Source organism: Pseudomonas sp. Root401 (assembly GCF_001425105.1).
Taxonomy (GTDB): Bacteria; Pseudomonadota; Gammaproteobacteria; order Pseudomonadales; family Pseudomonadaceae; genus Aquipseudomonas; species Aquipseudomonas brassicacearum.
Genome location: NZ_LMDO01000001.1, coordinates 689,232 through 714,664 on the forward strand (window position 1 = coordinate 689,232; position 25,433 = coordinate 714,664).

Annotated in this window: 22 protein-coding genes; 9 read left to right on the top strand and 13 right to left on the bottom strand. The window is 57.6% G+C overall.

All coding sequences use genetic code 11. The features are described from left to right. Window positions 1-60: 60 nt before the first annotated feature. Both ASC85_RS02855 and ASC85_RS02860 read right to left on the bottom strand, forming a co-directional pair. Window positions 61-1,089, bottom strand: coding sequence for an alpha/beta hydrolase (locus ASC85_RS02855; protein WP_057448162.1), 1,029 nt, complete (start codon window positions 1,087-1,089; stop codon window positions 61-63). Window positions 1,090-1,114: 25 nt separating this feature from the next. Then, entirely contained in the window at window positions 1,115-1,561 is a 447-nt protein-coding gene (locus ASC85_RS02860; protein ID WP_057448163.1) for a cyclophilin-like fold protein, read from the bottom strand. 125 nt (window positions 1,562-1,686) lie between these two features. Between ASC85_RS02860 and ASC85_RS02865 the strand changes: the two genes are divergently transcribed. Then, a complete protein-coding gene (locus tag ASC85_RS02865) occupies window positions 1,687-2,580 on the top strand; it encodes a LysR family transcriptional regulator (RefSeq protein WP_057448241.1) in 894 nt (297 codons plus the stop codon). 1,283 nt (window positions 2,581-3,863) lie between these two features. Here the strand turns inward: ASC85_RS02865 and ASC85_RS32040 are convergent. The 3 genes from ASC85_RS32040 to ASC85_RS02875 are packed head-to-tail and all read right to left on the bottom strand — an operon-like array spanning window position 3,864 to window position 8,628. Beyond that, window positions 3,864-4,301, bottom strand: coding sequence for a hypothetical protein (locus ASC85_RS32040; RefSeq protein ID WP_152667492.1), 438 nt, complete (start codon window positions 4,299-4,301; stop codon window positions 3,864-3,866). Further along, window positions 4,301-7,120: an RHS repeat-associated core domain-containing protein gene (locus ASC85_RS02870; protein WP_236712310.1), complete on the bottom strand. Its 2,820-nt coding sequence runs from the start codon at window positions 7,118-7,120 to the stop codon at window positions 4,301-4,303. Before ASC85_RS02870 ends, ASC85_RS32040 begins: the two co-directional genes overlap by 1 nt. Window positions 7,121-7,137: 17 nt before the next feature. Then, window positions 7,138-8,628, bottom strand: a complete 1,491-nt coding sequence (locus tag ASC85_RS02875; protein WP_057448164.1) for a DUF6531 domain-containing protein — start codon at window positions 8,626-8,628, stop codon at window positions 7,138-7,140. A gap of 450 nt (window positions 8,629-9,078) precedes the next feature. Between ASC85_RS02875 and ASC85_RS02880 the strand changes: the two genes are divergently transcribed. From ASC85_RS02880 to ASC85_RS02900, 5 genes are all read left to right on the top strand, one after another. Then, on the top strand, window positions 9,079-9,561 hold the full coding sequence (locus tag ASC85_RS02880; protein ID WP_003201284.1) for a formate dehydrogenase subunit gamma: 483 nt from the start codon (window positions 9,079-9,081) through the stop codon (window positions 9,559-9,561). Continuing rightward, a complete protein-coding gene (locus ASC85_RS02885) occupies window positions 9,555-11,114 on the top strand; it encodes a formate dehydrogenase beta subunit (protein WP_057448165.1) in 1,560 nt (519 codons plus the stop codon). The genes ASC85_RS02880 and ASC85_RS02885 overlap by 7 nt, the downstream gene beginning before the upstream one ends. Beyond that, on the top strand, window positions 11,111-13,987 hold the full coding sequence (fdhF, locus tag ASC85_RS02890) for a formate dehydrogenase subunit alpha (protein ID WP_057448166.1): 2,877 nt from the start codon (window positions 11,111-11,113) through the stop codon (window positions 13,985-13,987). The genes ASC85_RS02885 and fdhF overlap by 4 nt, the downstream gene beginning before the upstream one ends. Beyond that, entirely contained in the window at window positions 13,984-14,205 is a 222-nt protein-coding gene (locus ASC85_RS02895) for a formate dehydrogenase subunit delta (protein WP_003201292.1), read from the top strand. Before fdhF ends, ASC85_RS02895 begins: the two co-directional genes overlap by 4 nt. 99 nt (window positions 14,206-14,304) lie before the next feature. Next, complete coding sequence (locus ASC85_RS02900; protein ID WP_057448167.1) at window positions 14,305-15,975, top strand: hypothetical protein; 1,671 nt, start codon at window positions 14,305-14,307, stop codon at window positions 15,973-15,975. Between the two features lie 99 nt (window positions 15,976-16,074). Here the strand turns inward: ASC85_RS02900 and ASC85_RS02905 are convergent, their stop codons facing one another. The 5 genes from ASC85_RS02905 to ASC85_RS30750 form a co-directional block, all read right to left on the bottom strand. Next, window positions 16,075-16,596, bottom strand: a complete 522-nt coding sequence (locus tag ASC85_RS02905) for an AidA/PixA family protein (protein ID WP_057448168.1) — start codon at window positions 16,594-16,596, stop codon at window positions 16,075-16,077. 309 nt (window positions 16,597-16,905) lie between these two features. Beyond that, entirely contained in the window at window positions 16,906-17,217 is a 312-nt protein-coding gene (locus ASC85_RS02910) for an isochorismate lyase (protein ID WP_041475969.1), read from the bottom strand. A gap of 59 nt (window positions 17,218-17,276) precedes the next feature. Next, window positions 17,277-17,795 (bottom strand): isochorismatase family protein, encoded by a 519-nt coding sequence (locus tag ASC85_RS02915; protein WP_057448169.1) that lies wholly within the window; start codon window positions 17,793-17,795, stop codon window positions 17,277-17,279. Between the two features lie 724 nt (window positions 17,796-18,519). Further along, window positions 18,520-18,801 (bottom strand): hypothetical protein, encoded by a 282-nt coding sequence (locus tag ASC85_RS02920; protein ID WP_057448170.1) that lies wholly within the window; start codon window positions 18,799-18,801, stop codon window positions 18,520-18,522. 723 nt (window positions 18,802-19,524) lie between these two features. After that, window positions 19,525-19,986: a GNAT family N-acetyltransferase gene (locus tag ASC85_RS30750; protein ID WP_082534306.1), complete on the bottom strand. Its 462-nt coding sequence runs from the start codon at window positions 19,984-19,986 to the stop codon at window positions 19,525-19,527. A gap of 174 nt (window positions 19,987-20,160) precedes the next feature. Between ASC85_RS30750 and ASC85_RS30755 the strand changes: the two genes are divergently transcribed. Both ASC85_RS30755 and ASC85_RS30760 read left to right on the top strand, forming a co-directional pair. Continuing rightward, window positions 20,161-20,574, top strand: coding sequence for a GFA family protein (locus ASC85_RS30755; protein WP_080587829.1), 414 nt, complete (start codon window positions 20,161-20,163; stop codon window positions 20,572-20,574). Between the two features lie 29 nt (window positions 20,575-20,603). Beyond that, window positions 20,604-21,035: an NUDIX hydrolase gene (locus tag ASC85_RS30760; protein ID WP_082534299.1), complete on the top strand. Its 432-nt coding sequence runs from the start codon at window positions 20,604-20,606 to the stop codon at window positions 21,033-21,035. On the opposite strand, the gene gcvA is transcribed toward ASC85_RS30760, so the two are convergent. Next, on the bottom strand, window positions 20,998-21,951 hold the full coding sequence (gene gcvA, locus ASC85_RS02925) for a transcriptional regulator GcvA (RefSeq protein ID WP_057448171.1): 954 nt from the start codon (window positions 21,949-21,951) through the stop codon (window positions 20,998-21,000). The two genes, ASC85_RS30760 and gcvA, sit on opposite strands and share 38 nt — an antisense overlap. A gap of 106 nt (window positions 21,952-22,057) precedes the next feature. Between gcvA and ASC85_RS02930 the strand changes: the two genes are divergently transcribed. Further along, complete coding sequence (locus ASC85_RS02930) at window positions 22,058-22,666, top strand: LysE family translocator (protein ID WP_057448172.1); 609 nt, start codon at window positions 22,058-22,060, stop codon at window positions 22,664-22,666. 9 nt (window positions 22,667-22,675) lie between these two features. Here the strand turns inward: ASC85_RS02930 and ASC85_RS02935 are convergent, their stop codons facing one another. Then, window positions 22,676-23,812, bottom strand: a complete 1,137-nt coding sequence (locus ASC85_RS02935) for a sugar ABC transporter permease (protein ID WP_018612820.1) — start codon at window positions 23,810-23,812, stop codon at window positions 22,676-22,678. Then, a complete protein-coding gene (gene xylG / locus ASC85_RS02940; protein WP_057448173.1) occupies window positions 23,813-25,369 on the bottom strand; it encodes a D-xylose ABC transporter ATP-binding protein in 1,557 nt (518 codons plus the stop codon). Between the last annotated feature and the right edge of the window lie 64 nt (window positions 25,370-25,433).

Genomic DNA, 25,433 nt, shown 5'->3' on the forward strand with positions numbered 1-25,433 from the left:
CAAATCGGCGTTCCTGTTTCCGTGTTCCCCCGGAACTCCGTGAAGAAACCAGTCCCTTTGTCACTTCAGATTGCTCTGGAAGAAGCTCGTCAGCTTATCGAACGGAATGAGGTTGACCCGATCATAAAGATCGACATGGCCTGCCCCAGGAATGATGACAAGTTCCTTGGGTTGACCGGCGAGCTTGTAAGCCTCCTCGCTGAACTCCCTGGAGTGCGCATCGGCGCCAGCAATGAATAACATCGGATGAGGCGAAATGGTCTCGATGTCATTGAGCGGGTAGAAATTCATGAACTTGATGTTGCTTGTCAGCGTCGGGTGCGTGGTCAGGTCTTTGGACGAGCTCGATGGCGTGAACTCACCGCGGGGGGTGCGGTAGAAGTCATAGAACTCACGTTGGATAGGATGGGTGTTTTCATCCAACTGATGCACCGTACCGCTGGTGTAAAGCGTTTCACCGCCCGCGAACTCCACATTACGCTGCTGTGTGGCCTGCGCGATGATCGCCCGGCGCTGTTCAAGCGTTTGGGAGTGCTTCAATCCGTTGCGATTGACGGCACCCATGTCATACATGCTCACCGTTGCAATGGCTTTCATGCGTGGGTCAATCTTGGCTGCACTGATAACAAAGCTGCCACTGCCGCAGATGCCGATTGCGCCAATCCGCTCTTTATCGACAAAAGGCTGGGCGCTGAGAAAGTCCACCGCTGCGCTGAAGTCTTCGGCATAGATATCCGGCGAGACTGCATTGCGCGGCTGCCCCTCGCTTTCGCCCCAGAATGACAAGTCCAGGGAAAGGGTCACGAAGCCTCTTTCCGCCATTTTCGTGGCATAGAGATTGGCGCTCTGTTCCTTCACTGCGCCCATCGGGTGGCCTACGACAATTGCCGGATTCCTTGTCTTGCCATTGAGTTTTTTCGGGATGAACAGATTGCCGGCTACGTTCATTTGATACTGGTTCTTGAAATTGACCTTCTGTACGGTCACGTCGTCGCTGGTATAGAAGTTATCTGCGCCGTTGGACATATCGGCTCCTATTGCTGAGAGCGAACTGATAAGAAGGGTTAATAAAACGATGATCTTTTTCATTGGGAATCCTGTCGATGCGGAGTAATCAGTTTTTGGAAAACGTCACTTGCACACTCCGCCGACCCAGCGCTTGAGCCAGTTTCGCGGTGTCATCCACTTGCCCCAGACGGGTGTAGGCGTAGGTAGAGTTGAAGTTCGTGTAAAAGACGACCAAGGTGTCCGAGCCGTACAGCATCAGGTCGCCATTGCGGATCGTTCCCGGCTGGTTTGCTTTGGCAGGTAGCGCTTGGGGAAGGGTTGCGTACTTTTCATTGCGGTTGAGATCACTCATGTCCAACGTCAGTGGCAATAACGCGACGAGCGCGCGGGCAGCTGCGTTGTCGGCCAGGGTGATGGCGACGCGTTGTTCCCCGACGGTCATCCACATGCCAGTGTTCTCCGTTAGCGAAGATGCCGATGCGGCTTCATTCATTGTCGAATAGCTGCCGAGCACGAGCATCGAAGCCAGCAAACCAAGCCAGGTCGCCCTCATCGCAGTTCTGCTTTCATTCCTGTTCATGGGGAACATGGTGAGCGACGGACAGTCACGCGACTAGCTAATGAATGCTTAACAAGGCTATAAGAATGGCTAATCAATTGGCTTAGATGCGTTTCTCCATGATCAAAAGAAATCTCAATGACCTGCTGTCTTTCGTCACGGTCGCGCGCGAAGGCAGCTTCACGCGCGCTGCCGGGGCATTGGGTGTCACACAATCTGCACTGAGCCAGGCAATCAATGGCCTGGAAGCACGCTTGCAGATCCGCTTATTGACGCGGACCACTCGCAGCGTTTCGCCGACCGTCGCGGGCGAACGGCTGCTGCAAGCAATAGGCAATCGCTTCGATGAAATAGAAGCGGAGCTGGATATGCTGACGGAAATGCGCGACAAGCCCGCAGGTACGGTACGCATCACCTGCGGCGATCATGTCTTGCGCACGACCTTGCTCCCCAAACTTGCCGGGTTGCTGCACGACTACCCGGATGTAAACGTTGAATTTGACGTGTGTTACGGCTTTCGAGACATCGTGGCGGATCGGTTTGATGCTGGTGTGCGCCTGGGCGATACCATCGACAAAGACATGGTTGCCGTTCCGATAGGCCCTCCATTGCGGATGGCTGTCGTCGCTTCGCAAGCGTACTTCGCTGCCCACGCCATTCCCAAGGCCCCGCGCGACCTGATGAGCCATCGCTGTATCAACCAGCGCATGCAGACATCAGGCGGGCTCTATGTCTGGGACTTTGAGCGGCGAGGCAAACAGGTGAACGTGCGAGTTGACGGCCAGCTGATTTTCAACACGTCCACTCATATCGTGCAGGCGGCAGTGGCCGGGCTGGGCGTTGCGTACCTGCCAGAAGAAGAGTTTGAACCGTACCTGCAAGAAGGCCGGCTGGTGCGCGTGCTGGAAGATTGGTGTCCGCCGTTTTCAGGCTACTATTTGTACTATCCCAGCCGGCGGCAACCCTCGCCTGCGTTTACATTGGTCGCCAATGCGTTGCGCCAAGCCGATTAAGGGCGAGCGACGGTTCAAATAAGCGGATCCAACGCATGTCTACTAGTTCAGGCAAACGTTGATTCACGGGTAAGGCTTTCAAAAAGTCGCTTCAGAACACGTTTCGTCGTCCATGTCGGATTTTCTTCACGGGGTTCATTTCGGTGTGGGTATTCTGGTCAGCATGTTCGGAATCGAAATCGGGCGCTCAAAATACCTCTAAAAAACGTTACGGCTTGGGGCAAGCCGTAACGCTCAGCAATTCACATGCTAGCCCTTATGAGAATCTCGATATCCACCAAGTGATATAAATTTCAAGGTGATTGTTTGACCATGATATGTATTTAAATCCTTGGTGGTTGGTCAGGTGTTTTACAGTCAGTGTCTCGGATTTACTTGCTGGATGCCTTTCGAATACCGTGTCTGATGCTTTCGGAAAGTAGGAGATGGCAAATAATCGTCCATTTATAAAGCTGAATTGCGCAGGGACGGTGCTGCTATCTATTTTGTAGTTGTGTACTTCAAATATTTTTAAAGAGAATTTTTTCGCAAAAGACCACTGTTTTTTTCTGAATTTTCTAGAATTACAGGCTTGTAGCCTTCTATTTCAAGGAGGTTCAAAGTCTGATCAACAAAGCTGCAGCTATTGAAGTTGTTTATTAGCAGGGGTGGAGAGTCCTCGCAAGCCCGTTCAATGTTCACGGGTTCTTGGTATCTGAGTCCAATGGTAGCAAAAACCACAGTCACCAGAGCAATCAGTGCTGCTGATGTTTTCGACAGTTTAAGAATGGTATTAATAGTATGCACCTTCAGAGCTAGTCTCTGTCCTTAAGATTCCATTGTTAAGAAATGTCATGCAGTTTTGGGGGCGGTTTCAGGAGGATTGTTGCCCTTGGCTGCGTATGTGTCCATACGATTTCTCCGCTCGGAATATTATCTTTCCAGTCACGGCCACACTTTGCTCTGGCGGAGGGGCAGTTCACACTAGCTATTGAAGGAATGTTACGGCTTGGCGCAAACCGTAACGTTTAGTAGCGTACAAATAAGTCGTCATGTTTAAAATGTTAATTCCATTTTTTATTTGTGCTCGCACCCGCTTTTTTCATGGTTCCAACGGCCGCCGCCATCCAAACATTTAACTATTTCAATCTGTTCGAGTAATTGGTATGAGAAGTAATGGTTTTCATTTGTTTAATGTCTGTCGTTTAGTCCGTTTGGCTTGAAGGGGGAGCGCAAAGCTGTTTCGATGCAATGAGCATCGCAAAGCTACATTCTTGTCGCAGGTTGCTGGTTTTTACATTAAATTAAGTGCCGCATTTGGCTGCAATCCGCTGCCGCCAAGTTATAGAGAATGTGTAGAAGCCTATGTCGGGGTTGAACTCAACCCCTGCACGCAATACCCCCTTGCAGTACTCACTGATGAGACCACTACCATCTATACGACTCCATCCAGTTGACTCGAGACCTGATTTGTAATAATCGAAAATTTGGCTTTGAGTCAGCGCGGTCTTATATCGTTTTGAAACTATTGCTGTGCTCATCTTGTGATTGCTCCATTCGTTTATGAGTACAGCACCACTAGGAGGGCGTACTTTCTCAACTTCACGAATAAGGACTGAAATCCCCACGTAGCTATTTTTTTGCTCTCTTTGACTTGTAGTCCAGTAAAAAATAGTGGATAGGATAATCAAGGCAAGAATGGCCTTGGCCGACAGGATGAGGTGGTTTGCTTTGTGCTTCATTATTTGTTTATCTGGCTGTTAACTGCCCCAGGAGTTGCCGCACCACCACCAATCCCAACTCCGACATTTACTGCTGCGCCGGCAGCGTTTCCAGCAAAAGCACCGCCAAAACCGTAGTAATAGCTAGCCGATGCTCCATGGCCAGTCAAATAGTCATTCAGCTGAGGTTTTGATGGCATGAGCGGGGATAGAAGAAAACCAGCTGATGCATTTATGCCAAACCCACTGCTCGGGTATCCGCGTGTAATACCGCAGCCACAAAATCCGTCACCATATCTGGTGTAAGTCACGCTGCATGTCATCATATAAACACTTGCCTCGGCAGAGACATAATCTGGTGCATAAAGATTCTGCCATGTTGAGGCTCCCCTTGCTTGTGCAGCCTGAACTGTGGGTGAACTCATAGTAGATTGCGCTTTCCCGTAGTTAGAAAGTTGATCCGCACTCATACCGCCGACTCTTGGGAATGCTGATTGCAGCCCCCAGAAATCGAACTTGGAAATTGGGTTCCCCTCTACGTACCCATAGGTATTAAGGCCACCATTGAGCCCAATCGGATCGCTCTGCATATAGCGTCCAGTTTTCGGGTCGTAATCACGAAAATAGTTGTAGTGGAGTCCAGTTTCGACATCGTAGTACTGACCGGGAAATCGCAGGTTGATTTCCAGTTGTCCGCTGGCTTGCTTTGTACCAAATGCATCGGAAACCCACTCCCATACCTTGGTTCGCGCCGCGTTCGTTGCGATTCGCGGTGTGTTGAGGTGGTCGCTATGGAGGTAGAACGCGGCGCTGTTTGCTGGCGCGCCCGTTGTACCGTAGCTCACACTGATCCCGCCCAAGGGCACCCCGTCGAGCCAGATATAAAACTGACTTCTCAGCTTCTTGTCTTGGTTATCGAATACGTGCTCGCCAAGAAGTTCGCCACTCAACCCGTAGATAAATGTTGTAGTGCCTTGAGAGGTGATTTTTTTGGTTCGTTGGCCGAAAGCGTTGTAGCGGAACCGAGCCTTGACAGCACCCTTGATTTTCACTTTGCTCAGGCGATTCTGCTCGTCGTAGTAAAACTGACGATTGGCGCGGTCTGCGGTCAGGTTGCCTGCCGCGTCGAAGTCTACCGAGTGGGTGCCTGCCTGCGTCAACCGATTGTTGCTCGCCCCATACTGATAAGACGTGCCAGCGGTGACACGCAACTCGCCGTCAATCAACGTGCTGAGTGCTTTTCGGGTGCGGTTACCCGCGGGGTCATAAACGTAAGTCATCCGTTTGAAAGCAGTAGATTCTCCAATCAGGCGATCCAGCGGGTCATAGCTGTAGCCATGGTTGTCGACTGAGTCGCGTTGCATTTGAGTCATGTTTCCCTGGCCGTCGTAGGTATAGGCGTTGCTCTGGCCTGCAACGGTTTGAGCGGTAAGTCGGTAGTCCAGATCGTAGGTACGTTGAAGCGTAGTCCCGTTGGCCCAGGTCAGGTTTTTAAGCGAACCGAAAGGTTGATACGTGATGTTGCTGGCGAACGCGGTCGGCTGCCCCGTGCCGCGCCGGACCTGCACTTGGCTGATCTCTCCGGCGATGTTGCGCGAGTAGACGACGCTGAAACCTGTTGGATAATCGATCCTGCTCAATCGATTGGCTGCATCGTATCCGTAACCTATTCGTTCTGGCTGAGTCGCTGTGTTTGCGGGCGCTGTCTGCCGCTGGGCTGTAACGTTGCCTTGGGCGTCGTAGGTGTAATTCAGCACCCCGTTGACGTCCTCCACGGCTGTCAGTCGGCCGATGCCTTTGTTACCGGCGGCAATCGAATCGTAGTGGAACTGAACGTCCAGTGCCGGGTTCGTCGGATAGCGGCGGGCGGTCAGGCGATTGAGCGCGTCGTAGGTAAAAGTCGTGACCACACCACGCGCGTCCACCTGTTGCGTTACGTTGCCTGCGGCATCGTGCTGGTAGTGAGTGGCTCCGCTGTCAGGGCTGTTCACTCGCGTCAGGTTTCCCAGGCCGTCGTATTGATATTGAGTGGTTACACCACGTGGGTCGCGGACTTGCGTGAGGTTATCTTGAACGTCGTACTCAAGTTGAGTGATGCCATTAAGCGGGTCAGTATTCGTCACCAAACGGTTCAGTGAGTCAAAGGCCCGTTGATGGCTGTGATTGCGGGGGGTGGTGAGCGCGATCGGATTATCGTTGAGGTCGTACAGTGTCCGGCTTGTCTGGCCGGCCGCACCCACTGAGCGCAGCAAGCGACCCAGTTCGTCATACACCCATTGATGTTGTTTGGTCAGCTTACCGGTCTTGTCCTTGATCCGTACTGCAGCCCGGTTCCCCATCGGGTCGAGATCAAATTCGATCTGTTCCTCTGCGTTATTGGTCAATCGGATGAGCCGCCTTGCGTCGTCCCATGTGTAAGTCGACCAGCTATTGTCTGCACGAATGATCTTGGTGATGTCGCCCACGGCATTGTGCTCAAGGCGAACAGTGCCGGTAGCGGTACTCAACGACCTCAGCCAGCCTTGTGGTGCATAGGTCAGGTTTGTAATAACACCATTGGCATCGACAACTGTCTTAGGGCTGCCGGCGGTGTCAAAGTTGGAAAATGTGGTGGTGTGACCGAGCGCGTTGATAATGCGTGCTAGGTGTCCTTTGGTATCGTATTCATAGCGGGTAATGTCACTTACATCTGTTCGGGGCCCATCTGACGACTCCAGCTGCCCCTGGGTATTGTAGGTGAACGACCAGCCACGTTCGGCAGCTTGGCAAAGAGGAAGTGTGGTAATGGTTCCGCCCATAGCGAGGGCGAGCAGAGCAACCTTGCATGTCAATGTGTTCATATTCAGATCCTTCTGAATTAACGTGAAATGATTGTTTTACTGAGTTGGCGCCCTTGAGTGTCGTAGGTGTAGTGAATGGAGCGATCCGGTTCGTTGATGCGCACTAGGGAATACAGCGTCGGGTGCCATTCGGTGGTGGTCGTTCTCGCTTGAGAAGTGCCGCTCGCTTCCGTGCGAGAGGTTTCCAGGCCACGGTCGTTGTAGAGGTAGGTGGTTATATTGCCGTTGTTGTCTGTTTTTGTTGTCAGCAGACCGCGGGTGTCGTAAGTGAAACTTGAGTTGCTATCGGGACAGTTGGTCGATGGAAACCCTGTAATGGATTTGATGCGTTTGATGTTTTGAATCAATTCAAATTGATAGTGCGTCTGCTTGCCCAACGCGTTAGTGACCGTGGACGATCCATCGCTGTTGTAGCTGACCAGGACTTTTTCAGCTCCAGCAGCGTGCTCACCTGAAATGGCGCGTCCTTGTTCATCATAGGTCCATGTGGCGTAACGCACCCCGCGTTCATCGATAATGCCGGTCAGCAGTCTGCTGTCGTTGGGGTCTTGATAGAGGTATTGTTTGTTTTCAGTGTGGTTTGGATAGTTTTTGGTCATTGAAGTAAGTTGTTTGTAATTATTATAGATGTAGCTAATGTTTACGTTGTCCGCTGTGACGGTAAGAGGTTGCTTCTTTACGTCCTCGGTAAACGTTAAGGTGTTGCCAAAGCCATCAGTGACAGTTGCAACGGTATTTAAGTATGTGATGTTTAATGCGATCCCTGATTTGATAAGCGCTATGAGCCTTCCGTCGCTGTCAAACTCAAGCACCTGGTTGTTGGAGGCATGATAGCTCCAGCGGTTGGACAGGCGGGTGAGCTTGCCTGTTTCTGGTGGCTTACCCTTATACGACGCACCTTCCTTTTCGAAATAGGAGAGATTTCCATTATGATGAACAAGCGTGATCAGGTTCTCTTCGAAGCTTAGCCAGGATGAATAACCATGTCGCCATGCTCCATCGGCGCTTCTGTAGGACTTTGAAAATTCGAGTGGATTTAAAGCTGAATGTGAGTTCGAAACAGAGTAGTCATTTTCGAGTTGTATTTTATAGCCTGTTGCGAAATTTATCGGATTTCCCGTGAGGCTTGAAGGGCAGCTATTGTCCACCCCTTGGGCTTCGCATTGTTCGGTAAATTTATTAAAAGATTTCCCGCCTTCGCATGAGTTGCGATACCTGTATATCGATATGGCTAGATTGTCATCGGGGACGTTGCCATAGAAAAGGTTACAGGTCCATTGGTTTTCCTTTGAAGTGGGAGTGGCAGAGCCGTATTCATACATTTCGTAGTCAGTGTTTTCGTGCAAAAAACGACAGGCTAGTTCTGGGGATAGATGATTTTTCTGTGGTCCGTGCCAATTCCAAGCTTCCGGTTGAATATGCCAATAATATTCCTCTGCTGTTGTGTTAAAACTGGTGGCAAGCAGTGAGAGTGACAGAGAGTATGAGGCGAGTATTTTGGGTGACATTGGGCGTCCTTGCGGTTTTTAGGTTTTAAACTCCCTTAATGATCTCTCGGTACTACGCTGTGAAAACGATACATATATATTGTGTTTGTAACCTTGTGTTGTGATCCAGCAAAGCACTCGCCACGCTGGCAGTCAGGAAAACGGCCAATAGCCACCGATCGCTGCGCGTCGCCTACAATCACTTGTGTATTTGACTTCCCGCGGCGTAGGACAACTTTTCACGTCTAGTCGCTTTCAGAACACGTTTCGTCGTCCATGTGCAATCGCCAACCCCCGGGAGTGGCAAGCTGTGAGGATGCCCCGGACCAGGTGCGCCAAAGACACCTGGCCGGAGAGCGAGAATGGCGATCGGATGTGCCACGCGACCGTGACGTGGGCCGCACGCCCAAGCCAAGACTCCGGACGGCTGCCGCTATGCGGCGGTGGCGTTCGAGATGCCGAGGTACGTTTATGCCCGATGAGACGCTTCACCTGCCGTTGATCCATAGCGTGCTTGCGCGCGAAAAGGACACCCCCGGTGCCCTGCTGCCTATTCTCCATGCCATCCAGGCAGGCTGCGGGTATGTCCCCGACAGCGCCGTCCCGGAGATCGCCCACGCCCTCAACCTCAGCCAGGCTGAAGTGCGCGGGGTCATCAGCTTCTACCACGATTTCCGCACCACGCCGCCGGCGCGCCATACCTTGCGCCTGTGCCGGGCCGAGTCCTGCAAGAGCATGGGCGCCGAGACCCTGGCTGCGCAGTTGCGCGAGCAATTGGCGCTGGACGATCACGGCACCAGCGCCGATGGGAGCATCAGCCTGCGGCCAGTCTATTGCCTGGGTGCCTGCGTCTGCTCGCCGGCCCTGGAGCTGGATGGGGAGTTGCATGCGCGGATCACGCCCGAGCGTCTGCGTCAGTTGGTCAATGACTGCATGGAGGAGGGCGCATGCTGACGCTCTGTATCCCCCGCGATTCGGTAGCCCGTGCCGTGGGCGCGGACAAGGTGGCCGATGCGTTGGCCCGTGAGGCTGAGCGCCGACAGCTGCCATTGACGGTGTTGCGCACCAGTTCCCGTGGCCTCTATTGGCTGGAACCGCTGGTGGAGCTTGAAAGCGCCGGCGTCCGGCTGGGCTTTGGCCCTGTCACACCGGCCGATGTGCCGGGCTTGCTGGATGCGCTGGCAGGCGATCCCGGCAGCCATCCGCTGGCCCTGGGGCCGGTGGAGGAGATTCCCTATCTCAAGAGCCAGCAGCGCCTGCTGTTCGCGCGCGCCGGCATCACGCAGCCGCTGTCCCTGGACGACTACTGTGCCCGGGGCGGCTTCCTGGGCCTGACCCGGTCCATCCAGATGGATGGCGCCGACGTGGTCGCCAGCGTGCTGGATTCCGGCCTGCGCGGGCGGGGCGGGGCGGCGTTCCCGGCGGGCATCAAGTGGCGCACGGTGCGTGATGCCGTGGGTGCACAGAAGTATGTGGTGTGTAACGCCGATGAAGGCGACTCCGGCACCTTCGCCGACCGCATGTTGATGGAAGGCGACCCTTTCCTGCTGATCGAAGGCATGATCATCGCTGGCGTCGCCGTAGGCGCGACGATGGGCTACATCTACGTGCGTTCGGAATACCCGGCCGCCATCAGTACGCTGAACGAAGCGCTGCGCATTGCTCGCGGCGCCGGCTATCTGGGGGCGAACGTGAGCGGTAGCGGCTGCGCCTTCGACATTGAGGTGCGTGTCGGGGCCGGCGCCTATATCTGTGGCGAAGAAACCGCACTGCTGGAATCCCTCGAGGGCAAGCGCGGCACGGTTCGCGCCAAACCGCCACTGCCGGCGATTCAAGGCCTGTTCGGGCTGCCGACGCTGGTGCACAACGTGGTGACCCTGGCCTCGGTGCCGATCATCCTGGAGAAGGGCGCGCAGTTCTATCGCGACTTCGGCATGGGCCGCTCCCTGGGCACGATGCCGTTCCAACTGGCCGGCAACGTCCGTCAGGGCGGTCTGGTGGAGCGCGCCTTCGGCCTGAGCCTGCGTGAACTGGTGGAAGGCTATGGCGGCGGTACCGCCAGCGGTCGGCCCCTGAAGGCCGCGCAAGTGGGCGGGCCGTTGGGTGCCTGGGTGCCGCCTGCGCAATTCGATACACCGCTGGACTACGAAGCGTTCGCCGCCATGGGCGCGATGCTTGGCCACGGTGGCGTGGTGGTCGCCGACGACAGCCTGGACATGGCCCAGATGGCCCGGTTCGCCTTGCAGTTCTGCGCCGAGGAATCCTGCGGCAAGTGCACGCCGTGCCGGATCGGCTCCACCCGTGGGGTGGAAGTGGTGGATCGCTTGATCGCCAGCACCGAAGCCGGTGCTCGCCAGGAACAGGCCCTGCTGTTGCAGGACCTGTGCGACACCCTGCAATACGGTTCGCTCTGTGCCCTCGGTGGGATGACGTCCTACCCTGTCGCCAGTGCCCTCAAGTATTTCCCCGCCGACTTCGGTCTGGCGACCACGGAGGCCGACCAATGATCAACATCTTCGATCCCCGCAGCGATATCGACCTGGGCACCCCGGCGCGCGAAAGCGACGTGCAGGTCAGCCTGACCATCGACGGCCGAGAAATCAGCGTCGCCTCCGGCACCTCGGTCATGCGTGCCGCGGCCTTGCTCGGCACCACCATTCCCAAACTCTGCGCCACCGACAGCCTGGAGGCGTTCGGCTCCTGCCGCATGTGCCTGGTGGAGATCGATGGCATGCGCGGCTATCCCGCGTCCTGCACCACCCCGGTAACCGAAGGCATGGTGGTTCGCACGCAAACCTCCAAGCTCGCCACGCTGCGACGCAACGTGATGGAGCTGTACATTTCCGACCACCCGCTGGACTGCCTGACATGCTCGGCCAATGGCAACTGCGAATTGCAGACCGTGGCGGGGCAGGTGGGCCTGCGCGAAGTGCGCTACGGCTACGAAGGCGCCAATCACCTGGATGAAGCCAAGGACGTTTCCAACCCCTATTTCGAGTACGACCCGAGCAAGTGCATCGTCTGCAACCGCTGCGTGCGTGCCTGCGAGGAAATCCAGGGCACCTTCGCCCTGACGATCACCGGACGCGGTTTTGACTCTCGAGTGGCGGCGGCCGGCGGTGACAACTTCCTCGATTCCGAATGCGTGTCCTGCGGCGCCTGCGTGCAGGCATGTCCGACGGCGACCCTGATCGACAAGAGCGTCGTGGAGATCGGCCAGCCGGAGCGCAGCGTCATCACCACTTGCGCCTACTGCGGTGTGGGTTGCTCGTTCCGCGCCGAGATGAAAGGCGAACAACTGGTGCGCATGGTCCCGGACAAGAACGGCCAGGCCAACCACGGCCACTCCTGCGTCAAGGGCCGCTTCGCCTGGGGCTACGCCACGCACCCGGACCGCATCACCAAGCCGATGATCCGCAAGCACATCGACGACCCGTGGCAGGAAGTCAGTTGGGACGAGGCGGTCACTTACGCCGCCAGCGAATTGCGCCGGATCCAGCTCAAGTACGGGCGCGACTCCATCGGCGGCATCACCTCCAGCCGCTGCACCAACGAAGAAACCTACCTGGTGCAGAAACTGGTGCGCACCGCGTTCGGCAACAACAACGTCGACACCTGTGCCCGCGTCTGCCATTCGCCTACCGGTTACGGCCTCAAGCAGACTTTGGGCGAATCCGCTGGTACCCAGAACTTCGACTCGGTGATGAAAGCCGACGTCATCCTGGTGATGGGCGCCAACCCCACTGACGCGCACCCGGTGTTCGGCTCCCAGCTCAAGCGCCGCCTGCGCCAGGGCGCACGGCTGATCGTCATCGATCCACGGCGCATCGACCTGGTGGATTCACCTCACGCCCGTGCCGAGCTGCACCTGCAACTGCGTCCGGGCACCAACGTGGCAATGCTCAACGCGTTGGGTCATGTGATTGCCACCGAGGGCTTGATTGACCAGCCTTTTGTCGAGGCACGCTGCGAGGCGGCGGACTTCGCTCGCTGGCGCGATTTCGTCAGCCTGCCGGAAAACTCCCCCGAGGTCCTGGGCCCGGTGTGTGGCGTGCCTGCCGAGCAGATCCGCGCCGCCGCACGGCTCTACGCCACCGGCGGCAACGCGGCCATCTACTACGGCCTCGGCGTCACCGAGCACAGCCAGGGCAGCACCTCGGTCATGGGCATCGCCAACCTGGCCATGGCCACCGGCAACATCGGTCGCGAAGGTGTCGGGGTTAACCCGCTGCGTGGACAGAACAACGTCCAGGGCTCCTGCGACATGGGCTCGTTCCCCCACGAGCTGCCGGGCTATCGGCACATTTCCAACGAAACCGTACGCGCCGAGTTCGAACAGGCGTGGAACGTCACCCTGCAACCCGACCCGGGCCTGCGTATCCCGAACATGTTCGAGGCGGCCCTGGACGGCACCTTCAAGGCGCTTTATTGCCAAGGCGAGGACATCGCCCAGAGCGACCCCAACACCCAGCATGTGACGGCCGCGTTGTCCGCTTTGGAATGCGTGATCGTCCAGGACATCTTCCTCAACGAGACGGCCAAGTTCGCCCACGTGTTCCTGCCGGGCAGCTCGTTCCTTGAGAAGGACGGCACCTTCACCAACGCCGAACGCCGCATCTCCCGCGTTCGCAAGGTGATGGACCCGCTGGCCGGCAAGGCCGACTGGGAAGCCACCATCGCCCTGGCCGACGCCCTGGGCTACAAGATGCACTACAACCATCCTTCGGAAATCATGGATGAAATCGCCCGCCTGACGCCGACGTTTACCCGCGTCAGCTACGCCGAACTGGATCGTCACGGCAGCCTGCAATGGCCTTGCAACGATGCCGCACCGGACGGCACGCCGACCATGCACATCGACCAGTTCGTACGCGGCAAAGGGCGCTTCATGCTCACCGGCTACGTGCCCACCGATGAGAAGGTCAACGGCCGCTACCCGCTGCTGCTGACCACCGGACGCATCCTCAGCCAGTACAACGTCGGCGCCCAGACCCGGCGTACCGACAACGTGGCCTGGCACGAGGAGGACCGGTTGGAGATTCACCCAACCGACGCCGAGAACCGCGGGATCGTCGACGAAGACTGGGTGGGTATCGGCAGTCGTGCCGGGCAGACGGTACTGCGCGCGAAGGTGACCGAGCGGGTGGCACCGGGCGTGGTCTACACCACGTTCCACTTCCCTGAATCGGGCGCCAACGTGATCACCACCGACAACTCCGATTGGGCCACCAACTGCCCGGAATACAAGGTGACGGCGGTCGAGATCGTGCGGGTCAGCCAGCCTTCGGAATGGCAGAAGCGCTACCAGGCGTTCAGTGATGAACAAAGCCGCTTGCTCAGGGAACGTCGCCATGCCGAGAAAGCCGAGGTGCGTCGATGAGCTCTGACAGCTTGATCAAGATGGCCAACCAGATCGCCCAGTACTTCGCCACCGAGCCGGATCACACATTGGCGGTGAATGGCGTGCGCCAGCACATCAAGAGCTTCTGGACGCCGGGCATGCGCCGGCAATTGCAGGATTGGCAGCAGATGCATCCGGGGGCTGTCCTGCACCCCCTGGTGCTGGAGGCGCTGACGGAGCCGGAGGGGACGACCTAGCGCGGTTTACTGGCGTCAAGTTATCTGCGTTGCGCTTATCAGGTGGCTGCCCTAATCTCCGAGACAAGGCATTGTGCCAGCAACGACTAGGGGAAAGGGATGTTCACCGAAAACGCACCGGTTCAGGTAGCGAAGGCGTTGCGCGCAGCCTTCAGCACTCGATTCGCATTGGTATGCGGATTGTCGCTCTTCATCACGGGTTGCGCCGCTCCAACAGGGACGGCGCATCTTTTCAAGGTTCAATCTGCTCGTCCTTCGACCGTCGTCGATAAGCAGTTCGAAGAGGCGGCAGCACTAAAGCTCAAGTGGCAACAAGCCCAGCAGGCCCACGCTGCCCTTGTGAAAAAAGGGGCGACCTCCGCCGACCTCGCTGCTGCCGATGCACAAACGCAGCAAGCAAGAAAAGAATTCCAGGACGCCATCCGCGATTTGAAAGCCGAGCGCCTGCGCATCGATGGTGACATCTTCAGCGCCGATAAAGCTGGCGCTATTCGTAAACCTGACAGCAACGGCAACGGTGGCGATGTGTTCGCTGTCTATTTGACGGATGCTTACTTTAAGTACCTCAAGGATCTCGGTGGGGTGAACGAAGTCGTGATCGTTGCCGAGTTCACCGAAGTGGGTGGCGAGAATAAAAGCGAAACGGTGACCAAAGTACTCGGGCCTTATCTCGGGGTCGCCGACAACGCCAAGCCGAACCTGCTGAATAAATTGTTGTACGGCCCCAAAAAGCTTGAGTCCGATCACCTGTCGATGAAATTGACTGTCCTGGAATACGACCAGGGCGAGAACGAAGACTCCGCTGCATTTCTCGACTTTATCGGCTCGGCCAGCAAGACATTGTCCCTGGCCAACCCGATAACAGCTGCTGAGCAAGTATTTGCCAAAGAAGTCGCCAAGAGTCTGCTGGCCCTCAACAAAGACGACATTGTTCTGCAGATCGACGTGGATCTGGTGGCTGGCCCCGACGATGAGGCAGTGGAAGATAACGGTTCGGTCTTGGCGCTCAGGCCTGGGAATTACGTGCTGATCAACCAGGAGCGCTGTGCGCCCACCAACTGCTATTTCTATTTGACGAATCGTGGCAATAAAGAGAACCCGCTGGCTTGGCTGGGGGATACGCTGATGCTGGTGCCTACCGCCATGCGGCGCGGTTGGACTGACACGCCAGACGGTACGTCGTTGGAGGACATCCAGGCTGGAGAGATCGAGTACGCCAATCACGGACTGCAACAGCGCGGCAAGAACGAGACGTTCCTGGACAAGACCTGGGTGTCGTTTGCGGTCCGCAAGGGTGGCGATGACGTGCTCTGGGGGCGGCGACGTGCGTTGATCGAGGCAGAGAAAGCCGTCCAATACATCAACAGGCAAGAGACGAGTGCGCTGTTGAAGAGTGCCGACTATGAACGTGCGCGGACGGCCCTGGATGCTGCCCAGCAGGCCGAGCAAGAGAGCCGGAGTGGGATAACGTTCGTTTCCCCCCTGGATGCCAAGGGTCGATTCGCGCCTTCAGCCAAGAACGACTCGTTTTGCCTTACCCACGCCAAGCCGGTCAGCAACCCCCAATATTCGTTCTATCAATTGAACGAGGCTGCTGAGCCTACGCCGATCAAGAGCGTGGCTATTGTTCCGGGTAAATCCACCTCCAGCGTGTCGTGCTTCAGTTATCCCGCAAACACTTTGCTTGCTGGCAAGTATCAATTGGTGGTGACCACGCCCGGGAAGATGATCCCGGTGACCCAGACTGCGGCCTTTGAGATGTTGCCATGAGTTGAAGAGGGGAGCGCAAGTGCTTCGATAGGCAACCCTGGCCGGCATCGTCATGGCGAATAGCAAGCCGGCCAGGGTTGTTTACAACTCAGCGAACAGTCAATTGACGGTGACGTACGGGTCCCAAGTGTTGGTCGGGCCAATCTGGTTCAGGTCACGATCCAGCAGAACGAAGTAGATTTTGTACCAGAGCTTTCCTGCGCTCAGCGCCGTCGATTGCCACATGGTGTACATCACATCGGTTTTGGAAATACCGCCGGGAGCAGCCTTGTTCAGATAGGGCACCACACCGGGGATGTTGAAAGAGTTAGGTTTCGAAATGGTGCCCTTGTAATCACCGCCCTGGTGGGGGTCGCCGATCTCGATGTCCTTGATCAATGCGATGCGGTCGAAGTTGCGCGACAGCGTGGTGGCGCGCCAGCGAATGTTGTCACCAGGGTTTACGTCGAACCACAACTCGTTGCCGCCTTCGCCTTCGCCGGCATTGGTGTTGGCATGGCTGTCGACGGCACCGCGGGTCACCAGCATGGCAATCGCGCCGCCTACGTCGTTGGGGTGGGCGAGCAGGTAATCGGCGTCAACGTTGACGAGCACATCAATGGTTTGGGTCGCTCCAGACATGTTGTTGCTCCTTGAGGGTAATGGCATTGACGACCGCCCTTGCAAAGGGTGTCCGGGCCACCCGGTCCCTGGGTGCGGTCTCGGGAGGAACGATAGGTGATGGCTTTGTAGTGTCAAATTTCCAATTATTGACGCTGGCGAAACGGAACAAAGCGCAGCACAACCAAGGCTTTGATTTACCTTTGTCGTGGTCGATCTCTTAATGGTCTCTTGGTTGTTTTCTGAGGGCATCAATGGACAAAGGCGCACAACCGTTGTCGGTGACTGCTTCTGATCCTGCGGAGGATGGGAGCCATTATCGACCGCGGTTCAGTTGTGGGACTGATTCGCCGTCCAGCGCTTCATCTCTTCGGCAATGAAGTGATGCACCAGGTCGCTGTACATCTTCTCGATGGCATCCGGGTTCAAGCCTTCGGCCTCGGCCCACACGCGTCGTGTCGCCAGCATGGCCTTGAAACGCTCCGGTGCCTGCACCGAAGCTGCCGAGGTCTTGAATTTAGAGGCCGCAAGCACGTATTGATAGCGCTTGCCCAGCAGCGTGATGACCGCTTGGTCGAGGGCATCGATTTCGCGTCGGATGTCCTCCATGCCGGTACATTCCGAGGGTTGTAATGGGGCCATGCAGTGAGCTCCGCTTGTTGAACAGACCGGCCCGACTCGAGCCGATCTTCTGATGGAGTTTAGAAGCACCAGTCTTCAGCGCGAACGACACGACAGAAGGCGCCTGCCAGGGTTGCGTTGTGATGGGCGACGATCATTTCTGCCTTCAATTCAGGCGTGTCGGAACAGCTATGACCGTCGGCGATCAGGACCGCGTCGAACCCCAGGTCCCGAGCGGCTCGGCAGGTGCTGTCGATACAATACTGGGTTTTCATACCGGTGATGACCAGGCCTTCAGCAGCGCAAGCCTTTAGCCGCTCTGCCAGGCCTGTCTGGGTGAAGGCGTTGGGGCGACTTTTTTCGAAGATGACTTCATCACCCTCCAACTGCAGTTCCTGCACCAGTTGCGTCAGCGGGCTTGCAGGCTCGATGGGCGAGCCAGGAGGGCCTACGTGGCGAGCCAGGAAAACCGGTGCGCCAGCCCTTCGGGCCTTGAGCAGCAAGCCATTCAATGTGTCCAGCAACGCTTCGCCGGCCCAGGGTTTATCCGGGCCGTGAAACAACCCAACTTGCATATCGACAATCAACAGAGCGTGCATGGTGCTTTCCTTGCGTGTGGGCCAGCGACGCAAGGGCAAAAGAAAAGGCCCTTACCATCACTGGCGGGCCTTTGAGATACGTGTGTTATTGGCTCACGACACCTCACGACCCGCCTTGGCGGTCGTGGTTGTGGTGGTCGAGGCGATCTGCGGCAGGTTCATGGTCCTGACAGTAGCGTCCGGTCGTCAGGTTTGGCAAGCGGGTATGTCACCTGCTTGCGAAAGCCGTCGATCGTTCCCACGCTCCTGCGTGGGTACGATCAGGTTGCGGGGCCTGTGGAAGATCGTTCCTCACGCTCCGCGTGGGAATGCCGCCAGGGACGCTCCGCGTTCCGCTTCTGGAGGGTGACGCAGAGCGTCACAGGATGCATGCCCACGCTCCGCGTGGGAATGCCGCCAGGGACGCTCCGCGTTCCGCTTCTGGAGGGTGACGCAGAGCGTCACAGGATGCATGCCCACGCRGAGCGTGGGAACGATCRGGTYGCGGGGGCTGTGGAGATCGTTCCTCACGCTCCGCGTGGGAATGCCGCCAGGGACGCTCCGCGTTCCGCTTCTGGAGGGTGACGCAGAGCGTCACAGGATGCATGCCCACGCGNNNNTCCGCGTGGGAATGCCGCCAGGGACGCTCCGCGTTCCGCTTCTGGAGGGTGACGCAGAGCGTCACAGGATGCATGCCCACGCRGAGCGTGGGAACGATCAATTGTGCCGTCGCCGTCTCAACGGTTTAGCCTTCGAGCCCGCGCTGTTCGATCACGCCAAACACATCCGCCACATCCTGCACCAGGATCCGGGCGACGTTGGTGATGGTGTTGATGTCGCTCGATGCCGAATCACGCAGGCTGCTGCACGCCACCAAGGTCAGGTAATCGAGCGTGGCGTGCAGGCGTTCGCTGGCGCAAGCGTGGAGTTCGGGGAGTGGGGATTGGGTGTCGATCAGCAGGACGGGGTGGGTGGTGGCGGTTTGGGTGAGAGGGGTGAAGCGGCTGGATGGTTGATTCGTTGTCATAAGGTTGCACTCATTCGATAGAAAGAATCGCCACCTTTTTGCTGCGAATCAAATGGGTGGCAGTTGCGCGAGGGTTCGCAGACCGAGGAACCAATCCAAAAACTCGGCAGACCCGAAAGTCTCCCGCGCACAACCGCCATAAAATGAACGCGGGCAAGTTTGCCTGAATTTCATTTGACGGTATTCAGATTTGTTCACGCGGGCTGCGAAACCCAGCCACCGGCCAAAGCCAGCGACGACCCAACTATAGAAGTCGATCCCGGCACCCACAACCGACCTGTAGGACGCACGCTCCACCTGTGGCGAGGGAGCTTGCTCCCGCTCGGCTGCGCAGCAGTCGCAAAACCGGTACCTGCGGAGTACCTGGCGAAAAGAGGTGCCTGGTTTGGGGCCGCTTCGCAGCCCAGCGGGGATAAATCCCCTCGCCACAGAGGTAAATTCCTACGAGATTTTCGGACCGATTTTTGCCGCTACCACTGGAGTGCATGGCTTTCTGTGGGAGCAAAGCTTGCTCGCGATGCAGACACCTCGGTTCCCCGGAAGACCGCGTCGTCTTCATCGCGGGCAAGCCTTGCTCCCACAGGAACAGTGCTCCTACAGGAGGCTTGCGGCGAGTATCTTCAGATTTTTCTAGCGACAGCCGCGAAAAAAAGCCCTGATATCTTCCGCCAACAACTCCGGCTGTTCCAACGCGGCAAATGAGCCTGCGTGTTTTCGTCCTGATTACCTAACATCTGAAAATGATATGACATGGGTCGCAAAATCATCTTCTACCGGCCGAAATCCGCAGCGCAGGTAAAAGGCTGCGCCCTCTGGTGTGTCTGTAGACAGGCGCACCGCTTGGAACCGTGATGCCGCATGTTCCAAGAGATGCTCCACCAAAAACCTGCCCACCTTCAGGCCCCTTGAGGTTCGCGTGACATATACCCTTCGCAACCTCCCGACACTCGGGGCGACATAGGGATCACATGAAAGTCCGCCAACAGCAATCAGTTGCCCGTTGTCGAAGACTCCTAGAAAGCACTCTCCAGGTTGATCGAATCGATTGGACCCGTTTCTCCAATCGGCGATCAAGCGAGTAAGAAACCTAAAACCCTCTGTAACAGATTCTGCCTCCAGTTGCAGAATCGCTGAAGGAAGTTCTAGCAGTTGCCGTACCGTCAGTTCTCGTGTTGATTCAATCACTGGATTAAAGTTACTGATTCGGAAGCGGTTGTTGGAAGTTGAGGGCAAAGCGGCTCAGGGGCTTAGACATCGGCATCGCTTCGACCTAGGCTCTCGGACATTCTTGCCCAATGTGTTGGCCCTCAGCGATCATTGCGCTAGAGTCCCAGCCCAAGTTTAAACAGAGCGTCAAGGATGAATGAAAGTCACCACGGAAGCTGCCTATGCGGCGAGATACGTTACGAAATTTCGGCAAAGCTCAAGGCGTTGACTCATTGCCATTGCAGGCGCTGCCAGAAAGCTCATGGTGCTGCGTTCGCAACCTATGCCAGCGTTCCGGCTGCATCACTGCAAATCTCGGCAAATGGAAACGTGCTCAGGTTGTATGAATCCGAAACTGGCGTCAAACGGCAGTTCTGCGGGGGCTGCGGTTCAAGCTTGTTTTGGTCTGACCCTCACGGTGCGTTTCCAGAGTGGATATCGGTTGCCGTAGCCACTCTTGATACTGATTTCACACCTCACAAACAACAGCACAGCTACCGCGAAACCAGCTTTGAATGGCTAGTTTTGTCGGATTGCGTTGAGCCGACATTGCTTGAGAAGCCTTAAGCAACCTGGCCTTCTCGCTGGAAAACATGATGCGTCCAAACAAAGCTTGTCCCATCATTCTTTCCCATTCTCACCCGCCGCGAATCTTGTTGTTCCGTCATCCGTTGGCAGGTGTGCAAATTGTGAAGGGCACGATTGAGGCCGGTGAGTCTGCCCGGCAGGCCGCACTGCGAGAGCTGAATGAGGAGGCTGGCATCGACTGCGCGACAGTCTCGGCCGATCTCGGATGCTGGGACGCTGATTATCTTGCCCAAGTATGGTCGTTTCATCTATGTGACCCAAGGATCGCACTCCCCGAGCAATGGACATACAACACGTGTGACGGCGGCGGTCTTGCCTTTGAGTTCTTCTGGGCACCGTTCGACGATTTACCTTATGACCAATGTCATCCCGTCTTTTGTCGAGCGCTACGTTTTTTAACCTTTACCCTGGATGCGTCTGGCTATTTGCAGCACTGCTAACTGGATCTGAATGACTGAAACCCCGTCCATCCCAATTCTGCTGGACCTGAGAAAACAACCAATCAACAAAAACCTGCGTCTCAGCCACCGCATCCCCGGACACCCCGTAGTAATAGTGGACTAGCGGCAGGCGCAACGACGGCAGTGGACAGGTCAGGCGCCCGTTGGACAAATCCCTGCCCAGCAGCGAAGCCGGACACAACGCCACGCCCAGTCCATCGACGGCGGCCTGCAGCACGAGGTGCATGTGATCGAATTGCAGGGTCGGCGAGTTGTTCAATGGCTCGATCCCAGCGTGTTCCGCCCAGTCTTGCCAATCGCTGCTGCGCGTCCTGCCCGACAATAAGGTGTGCCGGGCCAGGTTGTGGACGTTTTCCAATGGAGCGCTTTGCAGCAACGACGGGGCGGCGACCAGCAGCAGGTCGTCTTCCAGCAGCACCGTGGGCTGTACATGGGGCGACCAGCCGGTGTGTCCGCGACGGATGACCACGTCGAACGTTTCCCGTGATGGATCGGGAGGCCGGGTGCTGGTGACGACGTCGGGCTTGATGCCTGGATGGAGCGCCATGAAGTCGGGCAGTCGCGGGATCAGCCAGCGCACCGCGAAGGAGGGGCGCACGTTGATGGTCACTTTGCGCTGGGCAGCACTGCGTGTCAGTGCGGTGGCGGCGTTGGCGATCTGGGTCAGGGCCTCGCTGACCTGTTCGTAGAAAGCCCGGCCGGCCGGTGTGAGCAAGGACTGGCGGGTTCGACGTTCGAACAGCAGCACGCCCAAGCGCTCTTCGAGCAACTTTACGTGGCGGCTGACGGCACTGTGGCTGACGTGCAGTTCTTCGGCGGCGCGGCTGAAACTCTGGTGGCGAGCGGCAGCGGCGAAGGCGCGGACGGCGTTCAACGGGGGGAGGTTGGCGATCATGTGTCTAATTTAGTCACATATGCAGTGCAATTAAAGCGTTTGTCAGCGTCCCGGTGCCACGCCACCCTGAAGCCCACAGCAATTCGCCTTCAATGTGGAGTGATGCATGGCCGGTTACGGACTTTTTCTGATCCTGGCGACCCTGACGGTGCTCAGCCCGGGCCCCGGTGTGGTGCTGACGATTTCCAATGCCTTGCGCCATGGCTGGCGCGGTGCGCTGCCGGGCATCTTCGGGATCGCGTCGGGCGCGTTTATCGTGGCGGGTATCTGCGCCAGCAGCTTGGGGTTGATCCTGGCCGCCTCGGCGACGGCCTTCACGCTTTTGAAATACATCGGCGCGCTGTACTTGTTGTACCTGGGCATCAAGATGTGGCGCACCCAACGCTTCGTGCCCGAACTCACGGGCACGTCCACGCGCCCATGGCGGCGATTCGGCGAGGCGCTGTCGATCCAGTTGCTCAACCCCAAGGCCGGGTTTTTCTTCCTGGCCGTGTTCCCCCAGTTCATCAAGCCGGCGGGTGATTACTACAGCCAGTTCTTCTTGCTGGTGTCGTCCTATAGCGTGCTTGTCGTCCTGGTGCATTCCGGTTATGCGCTGATGGCCAATGGCGCCAGGGGCTGGCTCTCGTCGAGCCAGGGCGCCAGGATGGTCGGCAAACTGTCGGGCATCAGCTTCCTGGGTTTCGGCGTGCTGATGGCGTCTGCCAGCAAATGATGAGCTTCCTCAACGCCGCCCTGTCCGCGTACTCACATCCACCCACACCGCCAGCACCAGAATGCTGCCTTTGACGATCATCTGCCAGTAGCTGTCGACGTCGAGCATGGACATGCCGTTGTCCAGGCTGGTGATGACCAGTGCGCCGAGGAGGGCGCCGTAGACCGTGCCGGAGCCGCCGCGCATGGAGGTGCCGCCGATGAAGCAGGCGGCGATGGCGTCGAGTTCGCCCATGTTGCCGGCCGAGGGTGAACCGGCGGCCAGGCGTGCGGTGTTGACCACGCCGGCGAGGGCGCACATCACGCCCATGATGCCGAAGATCCACAGCTTCACCGCCTGTACGTTGATGCCGGACAGGCGCGTGGCTTCCATGTTGCTGCCTACCGAATAGACGCGGCGGCCGAACACGGTCTGGCTGGTGACGTAGCTGAATACGCCCAGCAGGATCAACAGGAGCAGCACCGGCACCGGGATGCCGTCGTAGCTGTTGAGGGTATAGACAAACCCGGCCAGCACCGCGCCGATCACCACCACGCGCAATACGTCACGCACCAGGGAGTGAGCTGCGAGGCCATGGAGCGCGCGGTTGCGTCGCTGTTTCCAGGTCAGGAACAGCGTCAGGGCGAACAGCAGGATGCCGAGCCCGGTCCCGACCGTGTGCGGCAAGTAACCCTGGCCAACGTAGACCAGTTCCGGTGACACCGGGGCAATGGTGGTGCCGCCGGTCACCCCCAGCAGGACGCCGCGAAACGCGAGCATGCCACCCAGGCCGACGATGAACGACGGGATACGCAGGTAGGCGGTCATGTAGCCGTTGCCCAAGCCGATCACCAAGCCGCACAGGGCCACCAGGCTCAGGTTCGCCAGCAACGGGATGTGATAGACCACATCGAGAATCGCCGCCAGGCCACCCAATAGCCCAAGCAACGAACCCACCGACAAATCGATTTCGCCGCTGATGATCACCAGCACCATGCCGCAGGCAAGGATCCCGGTGATGGACATTTGCCGCAGCAGGTTGGAGAGGTTGCGCGGGGTCAAGAATCCGCCGTCGGTCTGCCAACTGAAGAACAGCCAGATCAGCGCCACGGCGATCACCAGCGCGAGCATTTTGTAGCGGGAAAACAGCTGTTTGACCTGATTCATCTACGCGGACTTCCGATCATTATTGTTATGGCCATCGGGATGGCTGAGCGCGGCGGCGAGCACCTGTTCCTGGGTCAGTTCGTGGTTGATGAAGTCGCCGCGCAACTGACCTTCGCCGATCACCAGGACGCGGTCGGAAACCCCCAATACTTCGGCCAGTTCCGAGGACACCATGATGATCGACACGCCTTCGGCCGCCAGCGCGCCCATCAATTTGTAGATCTCGTACTTGGCACCGACGTCCACACCCCGGGTCGGTTCATCGAGAATCAGCACGCGGGGTTTGGTCAGAAGCATTTTCGCCAGCACGGCTTTTTGCTGGTTGCCACCGGAGAGGCTGGTGATCGGCAGGAACGGGCTCGCAGTCTTGAGGTGCATGCGCGCGATTTCCTTGTCGATGCTGCCCAGTTCGGCTTCGGCGTCGATGCGCGTCAGTTTCGAATAATTGTCCAGCACCGCCAGGGTGATGTTCTGGCCCACCCCCAGGTCCGGAATGATGCCTTGGCGCTTGCGGTCTTCGGGGACCATGCACAGGCCGGCACGGATCGACTTGAGCGGCGTGCGCGTGTCGATTTGTTGGCCGCCCAGCCAGACTTCTCCTTCGTAGCGGCCGGGGTAGGCGCCGAACAGCGCCGAGACGAGTTCCGTGCGACCGGCGCCGACCAGCCCGGCGATGCCGAGGATTTCCCCGCGCTTGAGGACGAATGAAATGTCGTCGACCCGTTTGCGCTTGGGGTTGTCGACGTCGTAGCAGGTGACGTGGCGCGCCTCGAAAATCACCTCGCCGATGTCGTGGGGTTCGGTGGGGTAGAGGTTGCTCATTTCCCGTCCGACCATCTGGGTGATGATCTTCGGGATGCTCATGTCCGCCATGGCGGTGGTAGCGATGTGTTTGCCATCGCGGATCACCGAGATGGTGTCGCAGACGGCGGCCACTTCATCGAGCTTGTGGGAGATGTAGACGCAGGCGACGCCTTTGGTCTTGAGGTCGCGGATGATGTCCAGCAGCACCTCGATTTCCGAACGAGTCAGGGCCGAGGAGGGCTCATCGAGGATCAACAGCCGCGCCTGCTTGTTCAGCGCCTTGGCGATTTCCACCAGTTGCTGGTAGCCACCGCCGTACTGCGAAACCGGCAGCGAGACGTTCATGTCCGGCACTTTGAGTTCGCGCATCAGGGCTTCGGCGCGGTGGATCATCGCCGGGTAGTTCATGCGCCCGCCGGGCAGCGTGAGTTCGTGGCCCATGAAGATGTTTTCAGCCACCGACAAGTCGGGGACCAGGGTCAGCTCCTGGTGAATGATGACGATCCCGGCGGCTTCGGTTTCGCTGATGGACTGCGCCTTGAGCGGCTGGCCGTCCCAAACAATTTCACCCTCCCAAGTGCCGTAGGGATAGACCGCCGACAGCACCTTCATCAGCGTGGATTTGCCGGCGCCGTTCTCACCGCACAGGCCGACACACTCACCCGGCCTGACCTTGATGTCGATGCCGTTCAGGGCTTTGACACCGCCAAAGGTTTTGACGATGCCGTTCATTTGCAGCAGGTAGTCGGACATGGCAAGGACTCATGAAAAAGGGCTCACACATTGGCGGGTGGGGTTACTGTGGCCGCCGATGCCG